18 protein-coding genes are annotated in these 17,363 nt (G+C 67.1%); 4 read left to right on the top strand and 14 right to left on the bottom strand.

Annotated elements, in window-relative coordinates:
* The coding region (gene argB / locus VHB27_RS10695) for an acetylglutamate kinase (protein ID WP_325600111.1) at nucleotides 1–498 on the bottom strand (498 nt) is incomplete at its 3' end.
* A 180-nt stretch (nucleotides 499–678) separates the two neighbouring features.
* Between argB and VHB27_RS10690 the strand changes: the two genes are divergently transcribed.
* The gene (locus tag VHB27_RS10690) at nucleotides 679–1,671 is read left to right on the top strand and encodes a sensor domain-containing diguanylate cyclase (RefSeq protein ID WP_325600109.1); all 993 of its coding nucleotides are present in this window, start codon (nucleotides 679–681) and stop codon (nucleotides 1,669–1,671) included.
* On the top strand, nucleotides 1,671–2,135 hold the full coding sequence (locus tag VHB27_RS10685; protein ID WP_325600102.1) for a BLUF domain-containing protein: 465 nt from the start codon (nucleotides 1,671–1,673) through the stop codon (nucleotides 2,133–2,135). The genes VHB27_RS10690 and VHB27_RS10685 overlap by 1 nt, the downstream gene beginning before the upstream one ends.
* A 113-nt stretch (nucleotides 2,136–2,248) precedes the next feature.
* On the opposite strand, the gene VHB27_RS10680 is transcribed toward VHB27_RS10685, so the two are convergent.
* From VHB27_RS10680 to VHB27_RS10650, 7 genes are all read right to left on the bottom strand, one after another.
* On the bottom strand, nucleotides 2,249–4,357 hold the full coding sequence (locus VHB27_RS10680) for a hypothetical protein (protein WP_325600100.1): 2,109 nt from the start codon (nucleotides 4,355–4,357) through the stop codon (nucleotides 2,249–2,251).
* Between the two features lie 45 nt (nucleotides 4,358–4,402).
* Complete coding sequence (gene yihA, locus VHB27_RS10675; RefSeq protein ID WP_325600119.1) at nucleotides 4,403–5,044, bottom strand: ribosome biogenesis GTP-binding protein YihA/YsxC; 642 nt, start codon at nucleotides 5,042–5,044, stop codon at nucleotides 4,403–4,405.
* Nucleotides 5,045–5,069: 25 nt separating this feature from the next.
* A complete protein-coding gene (yidC, locus tag VHB27_RS10670; RefSeq protein ID WP_325600098.1) occupies nucleotides 5,070–6,815 on the bottom strand; it encodes a membrane protein insertase YidC in 1,746 nt (581 codons plus the stop codon).
* Nucleotides 6,815–7,060, bottom strand: coding sequence for a membrane protein insertion efficiency factor YidD (yidD, locus tag VHB27_RS10665; RefSeq protein WP_325600117.1), 246 nt, complete (start codon nucleotides 7,058–7,060; stop codon nucleotides 6,815–6,817). The genes yidC and yidD overlap by 1 nt, the downstream gene beginning before the upstream one ends.
* A gap of 5 nt (nucleotides 7,061–7,065) precedes the next feature.
* Nucleotides 7,066–7,446 carry a ribonuclease P protein component gene (gene rnpA / locus VHB27_RS10660; RefSeq protein WP_325600096.1) on the bottom strand — a complete coding sequence of 127 codons (381 nt, stop codon included), beginning with the start codon at nucleotides 7,444–7,446 and terminating at the stop codon, nucleotides 7,066–7,068.
* A 25-nt stretch (nucleotides 7,447–7,471) separates the two neighbouring features.
* Complete coding sequence (gene rpmH, locus VHB27_RS10655) at nucleotides 7,472–7,606, bottom strand: 50S ribosomal protein L34 (RefSeq protein WP_325600094.1); 135 nt, start codon at nucleotides 7,604–7,606, stop codon at nucleotides 7,472–7,474.
* Nucleotides 7,607–7,852: 246 nt separating this feature from the next.
* A complete protein-coding gene (locus VHB27_RS10650) occupies nucleotides 7,853–9,004 on the bottom strand; it encodes an MFS transporter (protein WP_325600115.1) in 1,152 nt (383 codons plus the stop codon).
* Nucleotides 9,005–9,277: 273 nt separating this feature from the next.
* On the opposite strand from VHB27_RS10650, the gene VHB27_RS10645 reads away from it, so the two are divergent.
* Complete coding sequence (locus tag VHB27_RS10645; RefSeq protein WP_325600092.1) at nucleotides 9,278–9,811, top strand: GNAT family N-acetyltransferase; 534 nt, start codon at nucleotides 9,278–9,280, stop codon at nucleotides 9,809–9,811.
* On the opposite strand, the gene VHB27_RS10640 is transcribed toward VHB27_RS10645, so the two are convergent.
* The 6 genes from VHB27_RS10640 to VHB27_RS10615 all read right to left on the bottom strand — a co-directional run bounded on the left by VHB27_RS10640 (nucleotide 9,808) and on the right by VHB27_RS10615 (nucleotide 15,920).
* Nucleotides 9,808–10,590 (bottom strand): SDR family NAD(P)-dependent oxidoreductase, encoded by a 783-nt coding sequence (locus tag VHB27_RS10640; RefSeq protein WP_325600090.1) that lies wholly within the window; start codon nucleotides 10,588–10,590, stop codon nucleotides 9,808–9,810. The two genes, VHB27_RS10645 and VHB27_RS10640, sit on opposite strands and share 4 nt — an antisense overlap.
* 301 nt (nucleotides 10,591–10,891) lie before the next feature.
* Nucleotides 10,892–11,305: a Rieske (2Fe-2S) protein gene (locus VHB27_RS10635; protein WP_325600088.1), complete on the bottom strand. Its 414-nt coding sequence runs from the start codon at nucleotides 11,303–11,305 to the stop codon at nucleotides 10,892–10,894.
* The gene (locus VHB27_RS10630; RefSeq protein WP_325600086.1) at nucleotides 11,302–12,366 is read right to left on the bottom strand and encodes an amidohydrolase family protein; all 1,065 of its coding nucleotides are present in this window, start codon (nucleotides 12,364–12,366) and stop codon (nucleotides 11,302–11,304) included. Before VHB27_RS10630 ends, VHB27_RS10635 begins: the two co-directional genes overlap by 4 nt.
* Nucleotides 12,367–12,383: 17 nt before the next feature.
* Nucleotides 12,384–13,505 (bottom strand): amidohydrolase family protein, encoded by a 1,122-nt coding sequence (locus VHB27_RS10625; protein ID WP_325600084.1) that lies wholly within the window; start codon nucleotides 13,503–13,505, stop codon nucleotides 12,384–12,386.
* 22 nt (nucleotides 13,506–13,527) lie between these two features.
* On the bottom strand, nucleotides 13,528–14,841 hold the full coding sequence (locus tag VHB27_RS10620; protein ID WP_325600082.1) for an MFS transporter: 1,314 nt from the start codon (nucleotides 14,839–14,841) through the stop codon (nucleotides 13,528–13,530).
* 368 nt (nucleotides 14,842–15,209) lie between these two features.
* Nucleotides 15,210–15,920, bottom strand: a complete 711-nt coding sequence (locus VHB27_RS10615; protein WP_325600080.1) for a FadR/GntR family transcriptional regulator — start codon at nucleotides 15,918–15,920, stop codon at nucleotides 15,210–15,212.
* A 230-nt stretch (nucleotides 15,921–16,150) separates the two neighbouring features.
* On the opposite strand from VHB27_RS10615, the gene VHB27_RS10610 reads away from it, so the two are divergent.
* Complete coding sequence (locus VHB27_RS10610; RefSeq protein ID WP_325600078.1) at nucleotides 16,151–17,359, top strand: MFS transporter; 1,209 nt, start codon at nucleotides 16,151–16,153, stop codon at nucleotides 17,357–17,359.
* The last annotated feature ends 4 nt before the right edge of the window (nucleotides 17,360–17,363 follow it).

Raw genomic sequence — 17,363 nt, 5'->3', positions numbered from 1 at the left:
GCCGACGAAGCCGAGGTCGAGCGCCCGCTCGATATTGCTGTCCGGGTCGCGCACCGTGCGCTGCAATTTGCGGGCGCGGATCAGCCCGCCGTCCTTGCCGCAGATGCCGACCGCGAGCGCGCCCGCGCGATTGATCAGGCCGGCGACCTGTTTGTTGACGGTGCCGGCCAGCACCATCTCCACCACCTCGACCATCGCGGCGTCGGTGACGCGCAGCCCGTCGACGAAGGTGGACTGGATCGCCAGCCGCTTCAGCATGGCATTGATCTGCGGGCCGCCGCCATGCACCACGACAGGGTTGAGGCCCACCTGCTTGAGCAGGGCGATGTCCTGGCCGAACTGCGTCGCGAGGTGTTCCTCGCCCATCGCGTGGCCGCCGTACTTCACCACCACCGTCGCGCCGGCGTAACGCCTGAGAAACGGAAGGGCCTGTGCAAGGACATGGGCATGCTCCTGCGCGGCGGCGACGCTGGTCGAAGACAGCGGTGATTCGGTCATGTCGCCGCGTTTACGGCGACGGCGCCGCCAGGGTCAAGCGTATCCCCCGCCGCATTCCGGGCATGCTCGGAAAACGACACGCCATTAACGTTTCGTTAAGGCGGCTGATCCTAGGGTCGAAGTCAGGACCAGGCGATTCGCGTCGTCCGTCCGATGTCTTCGCTCAGCAGGAGTATACCGGTGCCTCGAACCACGGCTGTCTCCATCCCGGATGGATTGTCCGCCGGCTCCGTGCCGCACGCCACTCCCCGCCGACGCCGCCAGCCTGGCAGCGTTCTGGCCAGCGCGGTTCTGGAGCATCTGCCGATCGCCGTCATCGTCCTGGACAGCCAGTTGCGCCTGCGGCACTGGAACCGCCAAGCCGTCACGCTGCTCGACGCGCCCTCCGTCCTCTCGGAAGCCGCGCCGTCGCTGGACGACATGCTGTCCCAAGCCCGGGCCCTGAGCAGAAGCCATCGCGAGGCCATCGGTCGGTTCTGCCGCGAACAGATCCCCGGTGACGGGCTGGAGGCGGATTCGGTGATGCGGCTGACCTATGGCCGCGACGGCCACCTGCTGCTGCGCCTGCGCTCCATCACCAACCAGCGCTGGCTGCTGCTGATCGACGACCAGCCGCCGACGCTGATGTTCGACGGTCCCGACACCTGGCTGGACGCGCTGACGGGCCTGAGCAACCGTCGCGGCTTCCACACGGCACTGGAGGACGGCCTGACCCTGGCCGGCGCCGAAGGGCATTTCTGCGTCATGCTGATCGACATCGATCATTTCACCGCGGTCAACGACACCTATGGCAGACCGACCGGCGACGCGCTGCTGTGCCTGGTCGCGCGGCGGCTGAGGAGCGAGGTGCGCGGCGGCGACCTGCTGGGACGGCATGGCGGCGACTCGTTCGTCGTGCTGGCCCGCGACACCATGACGGCGGAACCGCTGGCGGCCCGTATCCTCCACGCCTTGGCCATGCCGTTCCAGATCGAAGGGGAAGCGATCAGCATCACCGCCAGCATCGGCCTCGCCTATTACCCCGTCGCCGGCACCCAGGCCGACGCACTGCTGCGCGCCGCCGAGATCGCGGTCGGCGGTGCGAAACGGGCGGGAAGGGGCCGCTGGATGACGCTTGAGGACGTTGCCGATCCGTTACCCGAAATCGCGGCCCCGAGGTCCGTCGGCGCCTGATGCGGAGGCTTCATTCCAGCCAGCCGCTCTACCGGCTGATTTATTGCAGCCGGCGCGTCGCATGTCCTCCGCCGGGCGCGCCCGATCCCGAGTTGGAGCAGATCGCCGCCACATCCCGCCGCCGCAACGACCTGATCGGCGTGACGGGCGCGCTCCTGTTCACCGGCGCCGGCTTCGCACAGGCACTGGAAGGATCGCGGGAGGCGCTCGATCGCCTCTTCGAGCAGATCGCCGCGGATCCCCGCCACGCCGAGGTGACCGTGCTGAGCTTCGCCCCTGCCGACCGCCGGCGCTTCCCCAGCAACGCCATGACCGTGCTGGCCGGATTGCCGTCGGGCATGGCCGATCCGATCGACGGCCTGAAACCGGACCCGGCGCGCGACCGCCCGCGCCTGACGACGGCCGGGGACATCCTGCGGCTGCTGGAGATGATGATCCGGACGGAACCGGCGGTCGCGGTGTGAGAGCAACCCGCGTTCCTTGACCCTTCGTCTCACTGCCTCCCGGCAGCCACGACCCGGCCGGGCAAAAGCCTCGGACGGCCGGCACAAAGCCGACGACGGCGCTTCCCACGTCCTTAGTAGGGCAACTTCCCATGGGGCAGCGCCTCCACGGTGGCCTTGGCGATCCGTTGCATCGCCGGAATGCCGGAGAGCGGCTCGTCGCCGGTCAGCGCCCTGGCGACGGCGAACAGCGGGGCCGCGACGTCGCATTCCAGCGGGTCCTGGCTGGCCTTGCAGCGCAGCGCCGTGAACAGGAACCGTTCCGCCCAGTCACGCCGCTTTTCCTGCAACTCGCGCTTCAGAAGCTCCGTCACCGCCTGTTTCGCCGGCATCTTCGCGTAGCGCTTCTCGATATCCGTTCCTGCCTCGAACCAGGACGCGAAGATCGCGATGCGGTCCATCGCCTGCAGCGCACGCGCGTGCAGAGCGGCCAATCCCGCGGTGGTGCGATCCTTGGGCGGCAACTGGCCGAACTCCGTCTCGACCTCCGCCGCGAGGTCGATGTGCCGATCCTGCCAAGTCGAGATGCCGAACGCCTCGGCAACGCGCAGCAACGATGCGGGGGGCACCATCTCGTCCCGCAGCCCGACCGCCAGCGCATGCTGGACGATCCGGTCGCCAAACGACGTCCCGACCCGCTTCGCGCCGATGTCCTGTCGGACCACTTCCAGCAGTTCCGAGCTTTCGCGGCGTGAAAGCCCCGGCTGGATCCAGGCATCGACGACGCCCACACCGTGGCGGATCAGCACGCCGGCGATCGTCATCTTGCGCTCCGACCGGTCAATCAGGATGACGCTTTGCCCGGCCGCTCCGTCGACCAGGGATGCGAGGACCTCCACCTTGTCCGGCGTTCGAGGCCATGCATCCGGCTCCATGCCGCCAATCCGAGCGGTCCGGATCGTCGAGTCGATCGCCGCCCGCTCTCGCGGCGGCAGCCAGTTGCGCAGGCCGATCAGCCGCCGCAGCGAGGTGGCGGAGAGGGCGCGGGCCTTCGTCGCCTGATCCAGCGTCAGTGCGACATGACGGCGCACGGACGCGTCGAGGTCGAACAGCAGCAGAGGCACCGCGTCGGCCAGCATCGCATTCTCCGACCCCATCAGCTCGGTCGCCACGAAGCAGCGCACGTTCGGCGGCGTGATGGCGCTGTTGCCCTGCACGCTGTCGACGATATCGAACGGCGATTCGCTCATGCTGGCCAAAGTGTCGAGCATCTCGCGCACCGAACCGAGGAGATCTTCGGACGATAGCGTGTCGCCGTTCAGCATCCCTCCCGCCTCGGCAAGGCGTTCCTGCATCGACGCGGATATCGGGACCCGTGCATCGGTCAGGCTCTTGATCAGGAGCATCCAGGACTCCGCGGGGACCTCCGCCTGCTCGGCGGCCGTCAGGATGCGTTCCTGTGCCTCGCGCAGCAGCTTGCCGGCCCAGTGGTATCCGCCTTCCAAGCGGAAACGCAGCAACTCGAGTTGAGCGAAGAAAATGCAGGCCCAGGCGATCAGGAGGGGCGCGTCGGAGGACATGCCGGGCTTGGCCGCCTCTTCGATGAAGGTTTCGAGGGTCACAGGCAGCAAATGCGGCGAAGCGTCCAGCAATTCGCGCTCCTCGAGCGTCAGCATCGGGTCGCGGGTCGCAGCGATCCGCTTCGCGATCCGGGCCAGGACCGCCTGCTCCGCGGGAGCGCCCTGGCTCTGGGGGAGAAGGTCGTCGTCTCCCTCCTCCTCGAACATGTCTTTGAGCGCGGCCAGCTCATCCAGGCTTTCGGCCATCAGCAGCGTATCGGCAAGCTGATCGAGTCCGGAGAGCAGAGCGCGGGCGGTCCCTTCAGCGATCGCGACCTTCGCGGGTGAGAATTCCCCGGTATCGAAGCTCCAGACGCCGTCGCTCGCGATCTCGAAGTCCGGGCCCAGGATGCAGAGGCGGAAGGACCCGAGGTCCTTCAGGCCCAAGAGCGTCAGGTAGCAAGCCCCTGCGTCGATATCGGCGCTGTCGGGGTCGATATCGAGCTGGAAAGGCGCCTTCCCGGCAGCCTTGGCATGCGCAAGCGTCGCCCTGTAATCTTCCTCGCGCTCCGGATCGAAGAAATAGTCGCTGATCACGGTGGCGGCGATCTCCGCCATGACGTCCCGGATCTCGCTGGTCACCCTCGCCGTGGGAACCGCCGGTGCCTTGGTTTTCCTTGCCATTGGCTCTGTCCTTCGCGTCCCCGATACTAGAGCCGTTCCCCGACCCTACATCGCAAGGGCTGTCAGCTCGGACCTTAAGGCGGGTATCCCGGCGCCGGTTTCACTGCTGGTCACCAGCACGCCCGGAAACGCGGCCGGGTGGGTCCGGACGAGCGCTTCGACCTCCTGAACCTTCCGCGCCAGCGCCGGGGGTGTCGTCGAGTCGCTTTTGGTGAGCACGATCCTGAAGGTCACCGCCGCCCTGTCAAGCAGGTCCATCACGTCGCGGTCCGCCTGCTTCACCTCGATCCGGGAGTCGAGCAACAGGACGACGCGCCGCAAGGTGGGCCGGCCGCGCAGGTAGTCGAACATCATGCCCTGCCAGTCGGCCTTGATGTCCTTGGAGGCGCGTGCATAGCCATAGCCGGGCATGTCCACCAGCGTCAGCCGTCCGCCGAGATCGAAGAAGTTCAACTGCCGTGTCCGCCCCGGCTCCGAGGAGACGCGGGCGAGGTGGTTGCGCCCGGTCAGCGCATTCAGCAAAGAGGACTTTCCGACGTTCGACCGCCCGGCGAAGGCGACCTCCGGCCCGGCGATTGGCGGCAGTTGGTCCAGCCGCTGGGCGCCGTGGAAGAACCGGCATTCGGCGGCAAACAGCAGCCGGCCGGCTTCCAGGGCCTCAGGGTCCTCCCCCGGGTCCCTTGGCAGGCCCCCGGCAGGGACGGAATCCGGGTCAGGTCCGGGCAAGCGACGGTTTGGCGAGTTTGGTCCGGCGCTGGATCAGCCATTGCTGGGCGACGGACAGCGTGTTGTTCCATGACCAGTAGATGATCAGCCCGGCCGGGAACTTCGCCATCATGAAGGTGAAGATGACCGGCATGAACTGGAACATCTTCGCCTGCACGGGATCGGGCGGCGGCGGGTTCATCTTCTGCTGGGCGAACATTGTCAGGCCCATGATCAGCGGCCAGGCCCCCAGATGCAGCAGCGGGCTGATCTGCGTGGGATCGAACGGCAGCAACCCGAACAGGTTGAAGATGTTGGTGGGGTCGACCTGCGACAGATCGTGGATCCAGCCGAAGAAGGGTGCCTGCCGCATCTCGATGGTGACGAAGATCACCTTGTAGAGCGAGAAGAACACCGGGATCTGCACGATCATCGGCAGGCAGCCGGAGGCCGGATTGACCTTCTCGGCCTTGTACAGACCCATCATCTCCTGCTGCATCTTCTGCGGATCGTCCTTGAACCGCTCCCGGACCGCGGTCATCCGCGGCGCCAGCAGCTTCATCTTGCTCATGGAGCGATAGGAGTAGTTGGCCAGGGGGAAGAACAGGATCTTGACGAACACGGTGAACACCATGATCGCCACGCCGAAATTGCCGATCAGGCTGTTCAGCCAATCGATCGCCAGGAAGATCGGCCGCGTCAGGAACCAGAACCAGCCCCAGTCGACCGCATAGTCGAACAGCGGGATGTGCAGGCTCTTCTCGTAGCCGGACAGGATGGAGGCGACCTTGGCGCCGGCGAAGACATGGCTGACCGAGGTGAAGTCGCCGTTCGCCGGCACGGTCATCGGATTGGTCGTGATGTAATCGACCTGGTAGTGGTCGCCGTTGTCGCCAATGTGGCGGAAATTCAGCTTCGAAGCCATGCCCTGGTTCGGCACCAGCGCGGTCAGCCAGTACTTGTCGGTGATGCCGGCCCAGCCGCCGGTCGTCGCGGTATCGAAGGCGACGCCCTTGTTCTTCTCGCCCTCCGACTTGGCACTGGAATACGTCGTGTTGTGCAGCGTGCCGTCGGCGACGCCCAGCAAGCCCTCGAACAGGACATAATAGCCCGAGGTCTCGGGCAGGTAGTCGCGGCGGATGCGCGACCAGGGGAACAGGTTGACCGGTTTGGCGGTGGCGTTCTTCACCGTCTGGGTTACGGTGAACATGTAATCGTCATCGATCGCGAGGCCGATCTGGAACGTCAGGCCCTCGCCGTTGTCCCAGGACAGCGTGACCGGCTGGCCGGGCGACAGCGTCTTGCCCGATGCGGTCCAGACCGTATCGTCGTCCGGCAGCTTGACGGTCTCCCCCGCAGGGGCCGTCCATCCGTACTGGACATAGTAAGGATGCGCGTCCGACCGAGGCTCCAGCAGGCGGACCAGGGGGGAATCGGGCTTCAGGTCCTCCCGGTAGTCGCGCAGCACCAAGCTGTCCAGCCGCGCGCCCAGCAGGCTGATGGAGCCTTCCACGGCGGGGGCGGCGATCTCGACGCGCGGCACGTTCTTGGGCACGCTGCTCACCTGCGCCGGCCCGGGGGCGGCCGAACCGGGTGCGCCCTCCTTCGGCGTCGTGGCCGGGTGGTCCGCCGTGGCGACGTGCTGCGCCGGCACCGGCGCCGGTTTGGGCAGATGCGGCGCGACCAGGTACTCGAAGCCCAGCAGGATCGCCAGCGATACCGCGATCGCCAGGAAAAGCCGTCGTTGATCCATCAATGCCCCACTCGTGGCTCCGATCCGGGCACCGGATCGTAACCGCCTTCATGCCATGGATTGCAGCGCAGGATACGCCTGGCCGCGAGCGCGGAGCCCTTGAGGGGCCCGTGCGTGTGCAGCGCCTCGATCGCATAGTCGCTGCAACTGGGATAGAAACGGCAGTTCGCCCCGATCAGGGGCCGGATGGTCCACTGATAGGTGCGTATCGCGCCGATGCCGATCTGCGCGCCGAGGCGCGCCATGCCGCTCATGTCACGCCCGTCCTTTCAAGCGCTTTGCGCAGATCGGACTGTAACGCCTTGAAATCACGACCACGGGTGCTGTCGCGGCCGATCAGCACCAGGTCGACGCCTTGGATCGGGCGTTCCGCCAGCAGCAGGCGGGCGGCTTCCTTCAGCCGGCGGCGGGTGCGGTTGCGGATGACGGCGTTCCCGACTTTCCTGGTGACGGTGAAGCCAAGCCGAGCGGGGGCGTCGTCGTTGCGGGGAAGGGCCTGCAGGACGAGGCCGCCGATCGCGGCCCTGCGGCCGGACGCAGCGGCCTTCAAGAACTCGGCTCTGCGCTTCAGGCGCCCCGGAGCCGCCTTGGCGGTTTGGAAGCCGGGCTGCATCACGGTCTTGGCTGGCATGGTCGGCACACCAGCGGTCCGGGTCTCAGGCGGACAGGCGCTTGCGGCCCTTGGCGCGGCGGCTGGCCAGCACCTTGCGGCCGCCGACGGTCTCCATGCGGGCGCGGAACCCGTGCCGGCGCTTGCGGACCAGCTTGGACGGTTGATAGGTGCGCTTCACGGCTACTCTCCGACATCGGCCGGCAACGGGGCGCCGGCCCAGAGGATGACACAACGGATGACACAAACACGAAGACGGGTGCGCCTTTCGGGCGACCCGTCAGTGGGGGCGGCTTATAGGGTCGGGGCGCCGATGCGTCAATTGAAGAGATGGTTGGGTTATGGCGCGGGTCGGATTTCCGGGGCCGGCGGGTTTCTGTTGCATGCGTTGACATATGGCCTTCCCGCCGGCGGATGCGGAACGGCGCTATCGTCCATCGGCCGATCCACCCGCAACGAACCGCGCGGTCGCCGGCACGAGGCAGAGCAATGCCGCCAGCATCCAGAAGGCGTTGTGCAACCCGACGGCCTTGGAGACGAAGCCCATCGCGGCGGGGCCGGCCAGGATGCCGGCATAGCCCGCCGTCGTCATCCCGCTGATCGCGAGCGCCGGCGGCATGACGGTCTGCGAGCCCGCCTTGCGGAACAGCACCGGCACGATGTTCGCGGAGCCAAGACCGATCAGTACGAAGCCCGACATCGCCGGCACCGCGGTCGATGCCGCAAGCAGGACGACGAACCCGGCGACTGCCAGGATGCCGCTCCAGAAAAGGGTTGCGCTGTCGCCGATGCGGGCCGCCACCCGATCGCCCGCCAGGCGCCCGGCGGTCATGGCGATGGCGAACAGCATGTAGCCCACGCCGCCCCGCGCCGCCGATGTCAGGTCGGCGCTGACGACCAGAAGCGCGCTCCAGTCAAGCAGCGCTCCTTCAACGAGAAAGGCGGCGGCGGCGAGACCGGAGATCAGCAGCACGATGCCCTGCGGCATGACGAAAACCCGCGCCGTTTCGCCCTGTGTGCCGATCAACAGGCGCGGCCAGGCGACGAGGATCGCCCCGAGCATGATCGCGGCGCAACACAGCGTGCTCGACAAGGGAGTGAGATGCGAGGACAGGAGGAAGGTCATGAATGCCGAACCGGCGAAGCCGCCGATGCTGAACAGTGCATGGAAACCCGACATGAGCGGCCTGCCGGCCGCGCGCTCGACCTCCACCGCGTGGATGTTCATCGCGACGTCCAGCGATCCGAGCGCGGCGCCGAAGCCGAGGAGCGCTATGGCGAGCGCCGGGGGCGTCGTCACGACCGACAGGAATGGCAGCGCGGCCGTCAGGCCAAGGCCGCTCGCGACGATGGCGGGTTTCGCCCCATGACGGGCGCTGAGCGCACCGGTGAACTGCATCGCGACGACGGAACCGATCCCGATGCAGAGCAGCAGGAGGCCGAGCGTGGCGTCATCGACGGCGAGACGCTGCTCGGCGAAGGGCACCAACGGCGCCCAGCAGGCGATACCGAAGCCGGCGACGAGAAAGGCAAGGCGCGTGGCGAGACGTGTCGCCGGCCGATCATGCGAAACGACGATCCCAAACTCCTGTTGACGATTGTCCGGTATGATACCTACCGTCGCTACGTGGATACCGTTTACCTCCCCAGGGCAAGCCGACGCCGTAGGGCAAGCCGACGCCGTCGCTGCGATCTTGCGGCGGCCTGTGCGGCTGCGTGGGAGAGGTCCCTTTCCGGGTGAGAGTCGTTCCCTGAAGCGATCTTCCCCGCCCAGCCTTCAGCCCACGCTTCCGGACCCCCGCAGCCCCTTCGGCTTCGGGGGTTTTCTCTGCCCCTCTCTCGGGAGACGACCATGCAGGATCAACCTTCATCATCGGCCAATTCGGCCTTGCCCCACCCGCTGACGGACGCGATCCGCGCGGGCTTGCGACGCGCGACCCCCGCGGATGCCGCCGCCGTGCGCGATCTCACGCGGGCTGCCTATGCCAAGTGGGTGCCTGTCATCGGTCGGGAACCCAAGCCGATGACCGCCGACTACGAGATGGCTGTTCGCGAGCATGTCGTGGACCTGCTGCATCTCGACAGCGAACTGGTGGGGCTCATCGAGATGCGGGCCGGGACTGACCACCTCCTTATTGTCAACGTCGCGGTTTCACCCGCTCACCAAGGCCGTGGATATGGCCGGGCGCTTCTGGCGCATGCGGAAGAGTTCGCCCGCTCACGCGGGTTGGAGGACGTGCGTCTCTACACGAATGGCAAATTTACCGACAACGTGAGCCTCTATAAGCGGGTCGGGTACCGCGTTGATCGCGAGGAACTTCATCCGCAACTCGGATCGGCCGTCTACATGAGCAAACATCTCCAGCCGATCAGGCCGGGGTCCTAATCCAGGATCAGCCCGCCATCGACGTTGAAGGACTGGCCTGTGATATTCCGGGCTCGCGGGGAAGCCAGGAAGAGGACCATCTCCGCGATGTCCTCGGGGTCATTCGCCCGCTTCAGGGGAATAGCCTCGGCCCGCCGCCGTTCCATCTCCTCCACCGTCACGCCCTCTTGCTGCGCTCGGGTCCGCAGGTTGGCGTCGGAGAGCGCAGTGCGGGTCACCCCGGGACAGACCGCGTTGACGTTGATGTCATGGCGGGCCAACTGGAGCGCCGCCAGCTTCGTCAGCCCGATCACGGCGCCCTTGCTTGCGGCATAGGCGGCGTTCGATGCGCCTATGTATCCTTTGCCGGCGATCGAGGCGATATTGACGATGCGGCCGGTGCGGCGGGGGATCATCTCGCGCGCGACGCGCTGAAGGCAGAAGAACACGCCCTTCGCGTTCACGCGATGGATGCGGTCCCAGTCCGCCTCGGTCACGTCCATGATGTCGGCGCGACGCGTTACGCCCGCGTTGTTCACCAGGATGTCGATCCAGCCGAATTCTTCGACCGTCTGCCGCACCATCCGGTCGATGTGGTCCAGGTCGCCGACATCGGCCTGCACCGCCAGCGGACGGCGGCGTTGCGATTCCATGATGGATTTCGCCACCGCCTCTGCCTCCGCACCCCCGATGTCGGCGACGACGACATGGGCGCCGGCCTTTGCCAATGCGACCGCCGTTGCCTTGCCGATTCCATTGCCCGCGCCAGTCACCAGCGCGACCTGACCCGCCAGTTCCATGGTTGGTCCCTCCCGTTTCGTTTCCGTGGCCGGTCATGGGCTTTCCGCCGGCCGGCCGCCGCATTTGAGCAGTTCCGCCGACACGCGTCGACTTTGGTCCCTTTGCGGGCGGGGGAGGCGGTTGGGAGGAACGGCTTCTCTTGCGGGAAGCGGGGGGATTTCGCACGGCGGGGGAGCGCTGCGCGCCCTTCGGGAAGGGCACGGTGTGCACGGAGGATTTGTGTCGGCGGAGATTTTTATCGACACGGACCCTGCTGGCCCCTGACCGGATGGAAATGCAGGAACCTGGCGACCGCCGGCGTCACATATCGACGACGATATAATCTTCCTCGACCCGCACCGGCACCGTCTCGGCGACATAAGGCCCTTCCACCACCTCGGCGCCCGAGGCGACATTGACCGGATAGGCCTTGCCGCGGATTTTCGCCGGGTCGCAATAGGATTGCCCGGTCCGGATGTCGAACTCCCAGCCATGCCAGGGGCAGCGCACGAACTCGCCCTTGCGCTCGTAGCGGTACACACCGGGTTTGGAGGACACCAGCACGCCGGAGATGACGCCGGCGCACAGGCTGCCGCCCTGGTGCGGACAGCGGTCGAGCATGCCGAAATATTCGCCGTCCAGATTGAAGACCGCGATCGGCCGCCCCTTGACGGTGTATTGCCGGTGGCTGCCAGGCGGCACTTCGGTTACAGGTGCAACGACATGCCGGCTCATCGCACCGGTTCCAGCAAGCGGGCGTAAGTCGCCCGTGGGTTATCGACCATGATCTTGCGCACCAGCGACGCCGGCAGCCCGTCCGGCAGCGGGTCGGCGCCGTCGAATTGCCAGTGTGGATAGTCCGTGGAAAACAGCAGCAACGCGTCGGATTGCAGGTGCTCGATCACCCGTTCCAGGCTTGCGCTGTCCGGCGGACCGTCGGTCGGCTGCAGCGACAGCCGCACATTGCTGCGCACGATGTCGAACGGCGAGCGGTCCACCCAGGGGATTTCCATGCGCAGGCCGCGCCAGTACTTGGTCAGCCGCCAGAGATGCGCCGGCAGCCACGTCCAGCCGGACTCCAGCAGCACCACCATCAGGTCCGGATACTGGTTGAAGACGCCTTCGCAGATCAGGCTGCTCAACTGAGTCTGGAACGCCTGCGCCTGGGCCGTGTAGTCCTCGGTGTAATAGCTTGGCCATCCGACCGCCGTCGGCGGATTGTGGTAGGCGCTGCCTGCATGGATGCCGATCGTCAGCCGGTGGCGCGCGGCGGCGGCGTAGATCGGCCAGTAGACGCGCTTGCCCAACGGCTGGTCGCCGCTGGCCAGCAACAGGACTTGCACGAAGCGCGGATCGCCGGCCCGGCGCTCGATCTCGTCCACCGCCAACTCGACGTTCTGCGTCGGCACCACGATGCTGGCGCGCAGTCGGGGTTCCCGATCCAGCAATTCGGCCGCCACCCAACTGTTCACCGCACGGGCGAACGCGGCCGCCATGTCCTCGCTGAACAACAGTTGCACGCCGTAGAGACAATTGCAGATCGCCAGCGCGCTGCCGAACGGATCGAGACATTCGTTGCGGATCTGCTCCAGCGTCGCTGCCGGCTTGCCACGGTCAGGCCGCCAGTCGGGACGGGCGGTAAGGGGCGAACGGGCCGGGTAGCTGATGGAGTTCAGCTCATCCATGCCGCGCAGCCTGACGGTCTCCCGCCAATGGTCTTCCAGATACGGCAGCAGCGCGGCCAGGTTCGGGATCGACGGATGGATGTCGCAATCGATCGGTGCAAGCGTCGTCATGGCGGCCTGTCTCGAGATCAAGGCTGGTTGCGCCAGCCGGGCGTATAGACGTCGCGGGCGTTGCCGATGAAGAACGCCTCCCGCTGCTGTTGCGTCAGGCGCAGCGGCATGGCCGTTTGCGGATCGTCGTAGTCCCAGTGCGGATAATCGGTGGCGAACAGCAGCCGGTCCCAGCCGATCCATTCGATGACGTCGCGCAGGTGTTCCGACGGGTCCGGCTCTTCCATCGGTTGCGTCGTCAACCAGATATGGTTTCGAATGTACTCACTCGGCAGGCGGGTCAGGTGCGGCGTTTCGGCGCGCAGTCGCCGCCAGTTGCGATCCAGCCGCCAGGCGAGCGACGCCAGCCAGGCGAACCCGGCCTCGATCAGCACCACGCGCAGCGCCGGGAAGCGCGCGAAGATGCCTTCCACCACCATGCTGGTGACCATCGATTGGCAGGACTGGGCGTGGCCGACCATGTCTTCGATATAGAAGCTGCTCCAGCCGGTGCTGCTGGTCGGCTGGCCGCCATTGCCGAACGCATGGATGCCCACCGGCAGGCCGGCCGCGGCCGCAGCCTCGTAGATCGGCCAATAGCGGCGGTTGCCCAGCGGTTCGACAGTGCGCGACAGCAGCAGCACCTGCACCATGTCCGGCGAGCCGGCCCAGCGCTCGATCTCCCGCACCGACGCGGCCGCGTCTTCGTAAGGCACCACGATCGACGCTTTCAGCCGCGGCTCCGGCTGCGTCCACTCCGCGACCTGCCAGTCGTTGATCGCTCGGCACAGCGCGGCGCTGAGGTCGAGATTCTGGAACCCGCCCGGATGCGGACGGATCATCGCCAGGACGCCCAGTGCGATGTTGTTGGCGTCCAGATGGTGGGTGCGCATGAAGTCCAGGTTGCTGCCCGGGCGGCCGCCGCCTGGCGGCCAGGCGTCGCGGCGAGAGGCGTCCGGCTGGCTCTTGGGGTATTGCGGGCCGCTGTAATTGCCCTGGCGCGCACGCTGCCCGAACAGGTCCAGGTGCTCGCGCCAGCGCGGCTCCAGGTATTTGTACAGCATGGTGAATTCGCGCGGACTGTGATGGATGTCGCAATCGGCGATCGCCATCCTGGTGGCCGCGCTCACCGGCCGGGTCAGTTCGGTTTGCTGGGTCATGGCGCTGTCTGCCTCCTGAGGTTTATTCGGCGGCGGCCTGATTGGTGCCGACGGCGATGGCGTCCGCCGGCTCATCTAAATCGATCGGGTCGCGCACGACCACTCCATAGAAGAACGCACCGGCGATCATGAACGCGGCGCCAAGCGCCAGCGCAAGGTCGAAGGAGCCGGTGGCGTCGACGACGATGCCGGTCAGCAGCGGCGACACCGTGCCGCCCAGATAGGAGCCGAAGTTCTGGATCGAGGAGACGGAGGCCGATTGGGAATGCGGCGCGACCGCGGTGATCAGCGTCCAATGGCCGGTCTGTGCAAAGGCCAGGAAGAACATCGATCCGGACACGCCGACCAGCGCCATGTTCAGCCCGGTCACGTATGCGGCCAGGGCGCAGAACGCCGCCGACAGCAGGAAGCCGGCCACGGTCGGGATCTTGCGGCTGGCAACGATGCCGACGCCCCGGTGCGCCAGCCAGTCGGTCGCATGGCCGCCGACCTGCGAGCCGATGATGGAGCAGGCCAGCGGGATCATCGCCAGCACGCCGGTCTTGCCGATGCTGACATGGTGCTGCATCTCCAGGAATCCCGGCAGCCAGGTGCCATACATCCAGATGACGTAGCCGGAGCAGAACGCGCCGAAGATCAGGCCCCACATGGAGCGGAAGCTGAACAGGCGCGTCCAGTCCCGCAGGTTGCCGCCGTTCTTCGTCGTTTGGTTGAAGTCCAGGTAGTCACGGTCCGCCTGCGGCAGTCCGGACAGGTCCGGATCGCGGTACAGCACGAACCACCCCACCGCGCCGACCAGCCCGATCACCCCCATGGCGACGAACATGCCGCGCCAGCCCAGCGCGAGCATCAGCGCGGTCATGATCGGCAGGCCGATCAGCCGGCCCAGATCGCCACCCACCGTGTAAACGCCGGTGGGCCGGCCACGATCGCGGGGATGGAACCAGTCGGAGACGCAACGGACGGCGCCGGGGAATGCCGGACATTCAAACACGCCCAGGGCGATGCGCGAGGCCAGCAGCCCGGTGAAACTGGTGAAGACGCCGCCGGCCGCCTGGGCCAGCGACCACAGCACCAGCGCCCAGCCCACCAGCCGCTTCGTGCCGATCCGGTCGATCATCGCGCCGATCGGCAATTGCGCGAACGCATAGGTCAGCGACCATGCCGATTGCAGCGCGCCGATCCCGGCGGCCGTCAGGGCGAAGCTCTCCCGGATCTTCAGGTTGCCGACCGCCAGGGTCGAGCGGTCGATGTAGTTCAACGCGATGGCGAACGTGCAGAGAGCGACCGCGAACCATCGCATGCGCTGCAGTGTCGGAGAAATCTGTTGGGCCACCCTTGTTTCCTCCAGCCGCTTGGGGGCGCGGACGCTGTTATTGGCCTGACTGACGCCTTGCCGGCCGGACGGCGCGCCGGGCCGGTCCGATTGCGTTGTGCGACGTCGATTTGAGGCAAGGTCCCTGGACCACTGGCGTACCGCCCTCCACCCATTTTCTTGTATTCGGGCGATTGTGGTCCGCGATTGGCCCAGTCGTCAATCAGCGCAGGCGGTGCCGGTCCGTGATGCGCCCTCCCGCCGTCATGACAGGTTTCCGATCCAGGGGGCGCGGTGCTCGTGTCGAGAGGCGTGGATGGCTGGCCTGCGCCCGCCACGACCGAGCGTGGGCCGGCTAACCGGAGCAGGCCCCTGGGTGCAGGCCCCTGTCAGATGTCCAGTGCCGTCGATCGGGCGCCGGCCGGCGTGCCGTCCGGGTCCGCCAGCGCCACCAGCATGTTGCGGGTCCGTTCGGCGGCCAGGCTCCGCGCCCGCTCGCCGTCCCTGACTTGCAGCGCGTCGAAGATCGCCTCGGCCAGCCTGACCTGCACCGCCTGCCGCCGCGCATCGGCCGCCAGGCCGGCGGTCTGGGTCCAGCCAAGCCGTTCCCGGCAATCGGTCAGAAGCTGGTAGATCGCCACCAGCAGGGGATTGCGGGTGGCGCGCGCCACCGCCTGCCAGAACAGGTAGCCGAGGCGCTTGTAGCTGTCCGGGTCCGAGGCCTGCCGCATGTCGTCAAGCCGGCGGCGGATGCGTGCGAAGTCCTCGCCCGTGGCGCGCGAGGTGGCCAGGGCCGCGATCATCGGTTCCAGGATGTGGCGCATCTCCAGCACGTCCAGCATGGCGACGTCCGGCAGGGTGGCCGTCCTGCCGGCGGTCGCGTAGCTGCCGCTGCCCACCACGCGCACGATGCGTCCCGCTGCGTTCAGCCGGCGGAACGCCGCGCGCACCGATTGCCGGCTCACGCCGAACCGCGCCGCCAGCGCCCGTTCGCTTGGCAGCCGTCCGCCGCTTTGGCTCTCCGACAGATGGGCCTCGAGGTGCCGGTAGACCCGTTCCACCGGTCCTGCTTCGTCCGCTTGGGCTTCGACAGTCTGCACTGACCCACTCCCGTTCGACCGCTCTGCCATGGAGCGGACCATTAACGGACCAATTGAGGCAGATCGCGGCGGTCTTGTCCACCGGCGCGAACCTCCCTTGGGAGATTCCCGGAACGCCCTTCATGGCTCCGTCGGAGACCCATCCGGGAACCCGTTGGAGGACCCTCTCGACCACCCCTCCGAGGGCCGCCGCTCTGGCCAAGCAGGCCGGGGCAGGGCAGAACGGTTCGATGTCCGCCACCGAAACGTCCCCTTCGCTCCGATCCTGGCTGCTGCTGGCCGCAGCCTTCACCACCTTCTCGATCGGCGCGGCATTCATGCACGCCTACACGGTGTTCCTGGTGACGTTCATCGAAGTGTTCGGCTGGACCCGTGCCCAAGTCTCGATCGCGTATGCCGTCGCGCAGGCGGTGAACGGCATCAGCTCGCCCTTCGTCGGCTGGCTGGTCGACCGGCTGGGGACGCGCAGGCTGATCCTGATCGGCGGGACGGTGCTGACGCTGGGGCTGTTGATCAGCGCCCACGTGAACGCGTTGTGGCAGATCGTCATCGTCTACGGCGTCGTCATGACCATGGGGTCCAACTGTCTCGGCCTCGTGGTGTTCGTGCCGCTGCTGTCGCGGCTGTTCGTACGCAACCGCGGCATGGCGGTGTCGATCGTGCAGTCGGCCAACGGCTTCGCCCGAGCGTTCTCGGCCCCGGTGACGACGATGATGATTTCGGGCCTGGGGTGGCGGGGCGCCTATCTCTGGCAGGGTATCTTCATGGGCGTGGTGCTGCTGCCGTTGGCGGCGCTGTTCCGCGGCGCAGGGCAGGGGACGGTGCGGCGGTCGGCGGAGGTCGACGGCTGGACCCTGCGCCAGGCTGTCCGCACGCCGCATTTCTGGCTGCTGTTCCTGGTCTATCTCTTCACCGGCCTGGGCAGTTTCCTGGTGGCGCTGCATCAACTGGCATTCGCCGTCGATATCGGCTTCAGCCAGCTCTATGCCGCGGGCGTGTTGGGGATGGGGGCCTTCCTGTCGCTGCCGGGCGTGATCGTGACCGGCACGATCTCGGACTATATCGGGCGCGAGCTGTCGGCGATCGTGACCTATGGGACCTCGATCCTGGGGGTGGTGTTCGGGCTGATGATCCACTCGCCCGACCAGCATCTGCTGCTGTGGCTGCACGCCTGTTTCTTCGGCCTGACCTGGGGCGCCCGAGGCCCTGCGATCACGGCGAAGACGGCCGACCTGTTCCCGGGGCCGAACCTGGGCACGATCCTGGGCGTGATCACGATCGGCACCGGCCTGGGCGCGGCGCTGGGGTCATGGTCGGCGGGGTTCGTGTTCGACGTGACCGGCAGCTACCGGGTGGCGTTCTGGCTGTCGATCCTGTTCTATGTCGCGGGCAGCATCGCGTTCTGGGGCCTGCGGCGGCCCCCGGCGAAGCGCGCGTAAGGGA

The organism is Rhodopila sp., assembly GCF_035548235.1.
Classification (GTDB): domain Bacteria; phylum Pseudomonadota; class Alphaproteobacteria; order Acetobacterales; family Acetobacteraceae; genus Rhodopila.
The sequence above is the reverse complement of the archived record's forward strand: the minus strand, read 5'-3'. Positions and strand labels throughout refer to the sequence as shown.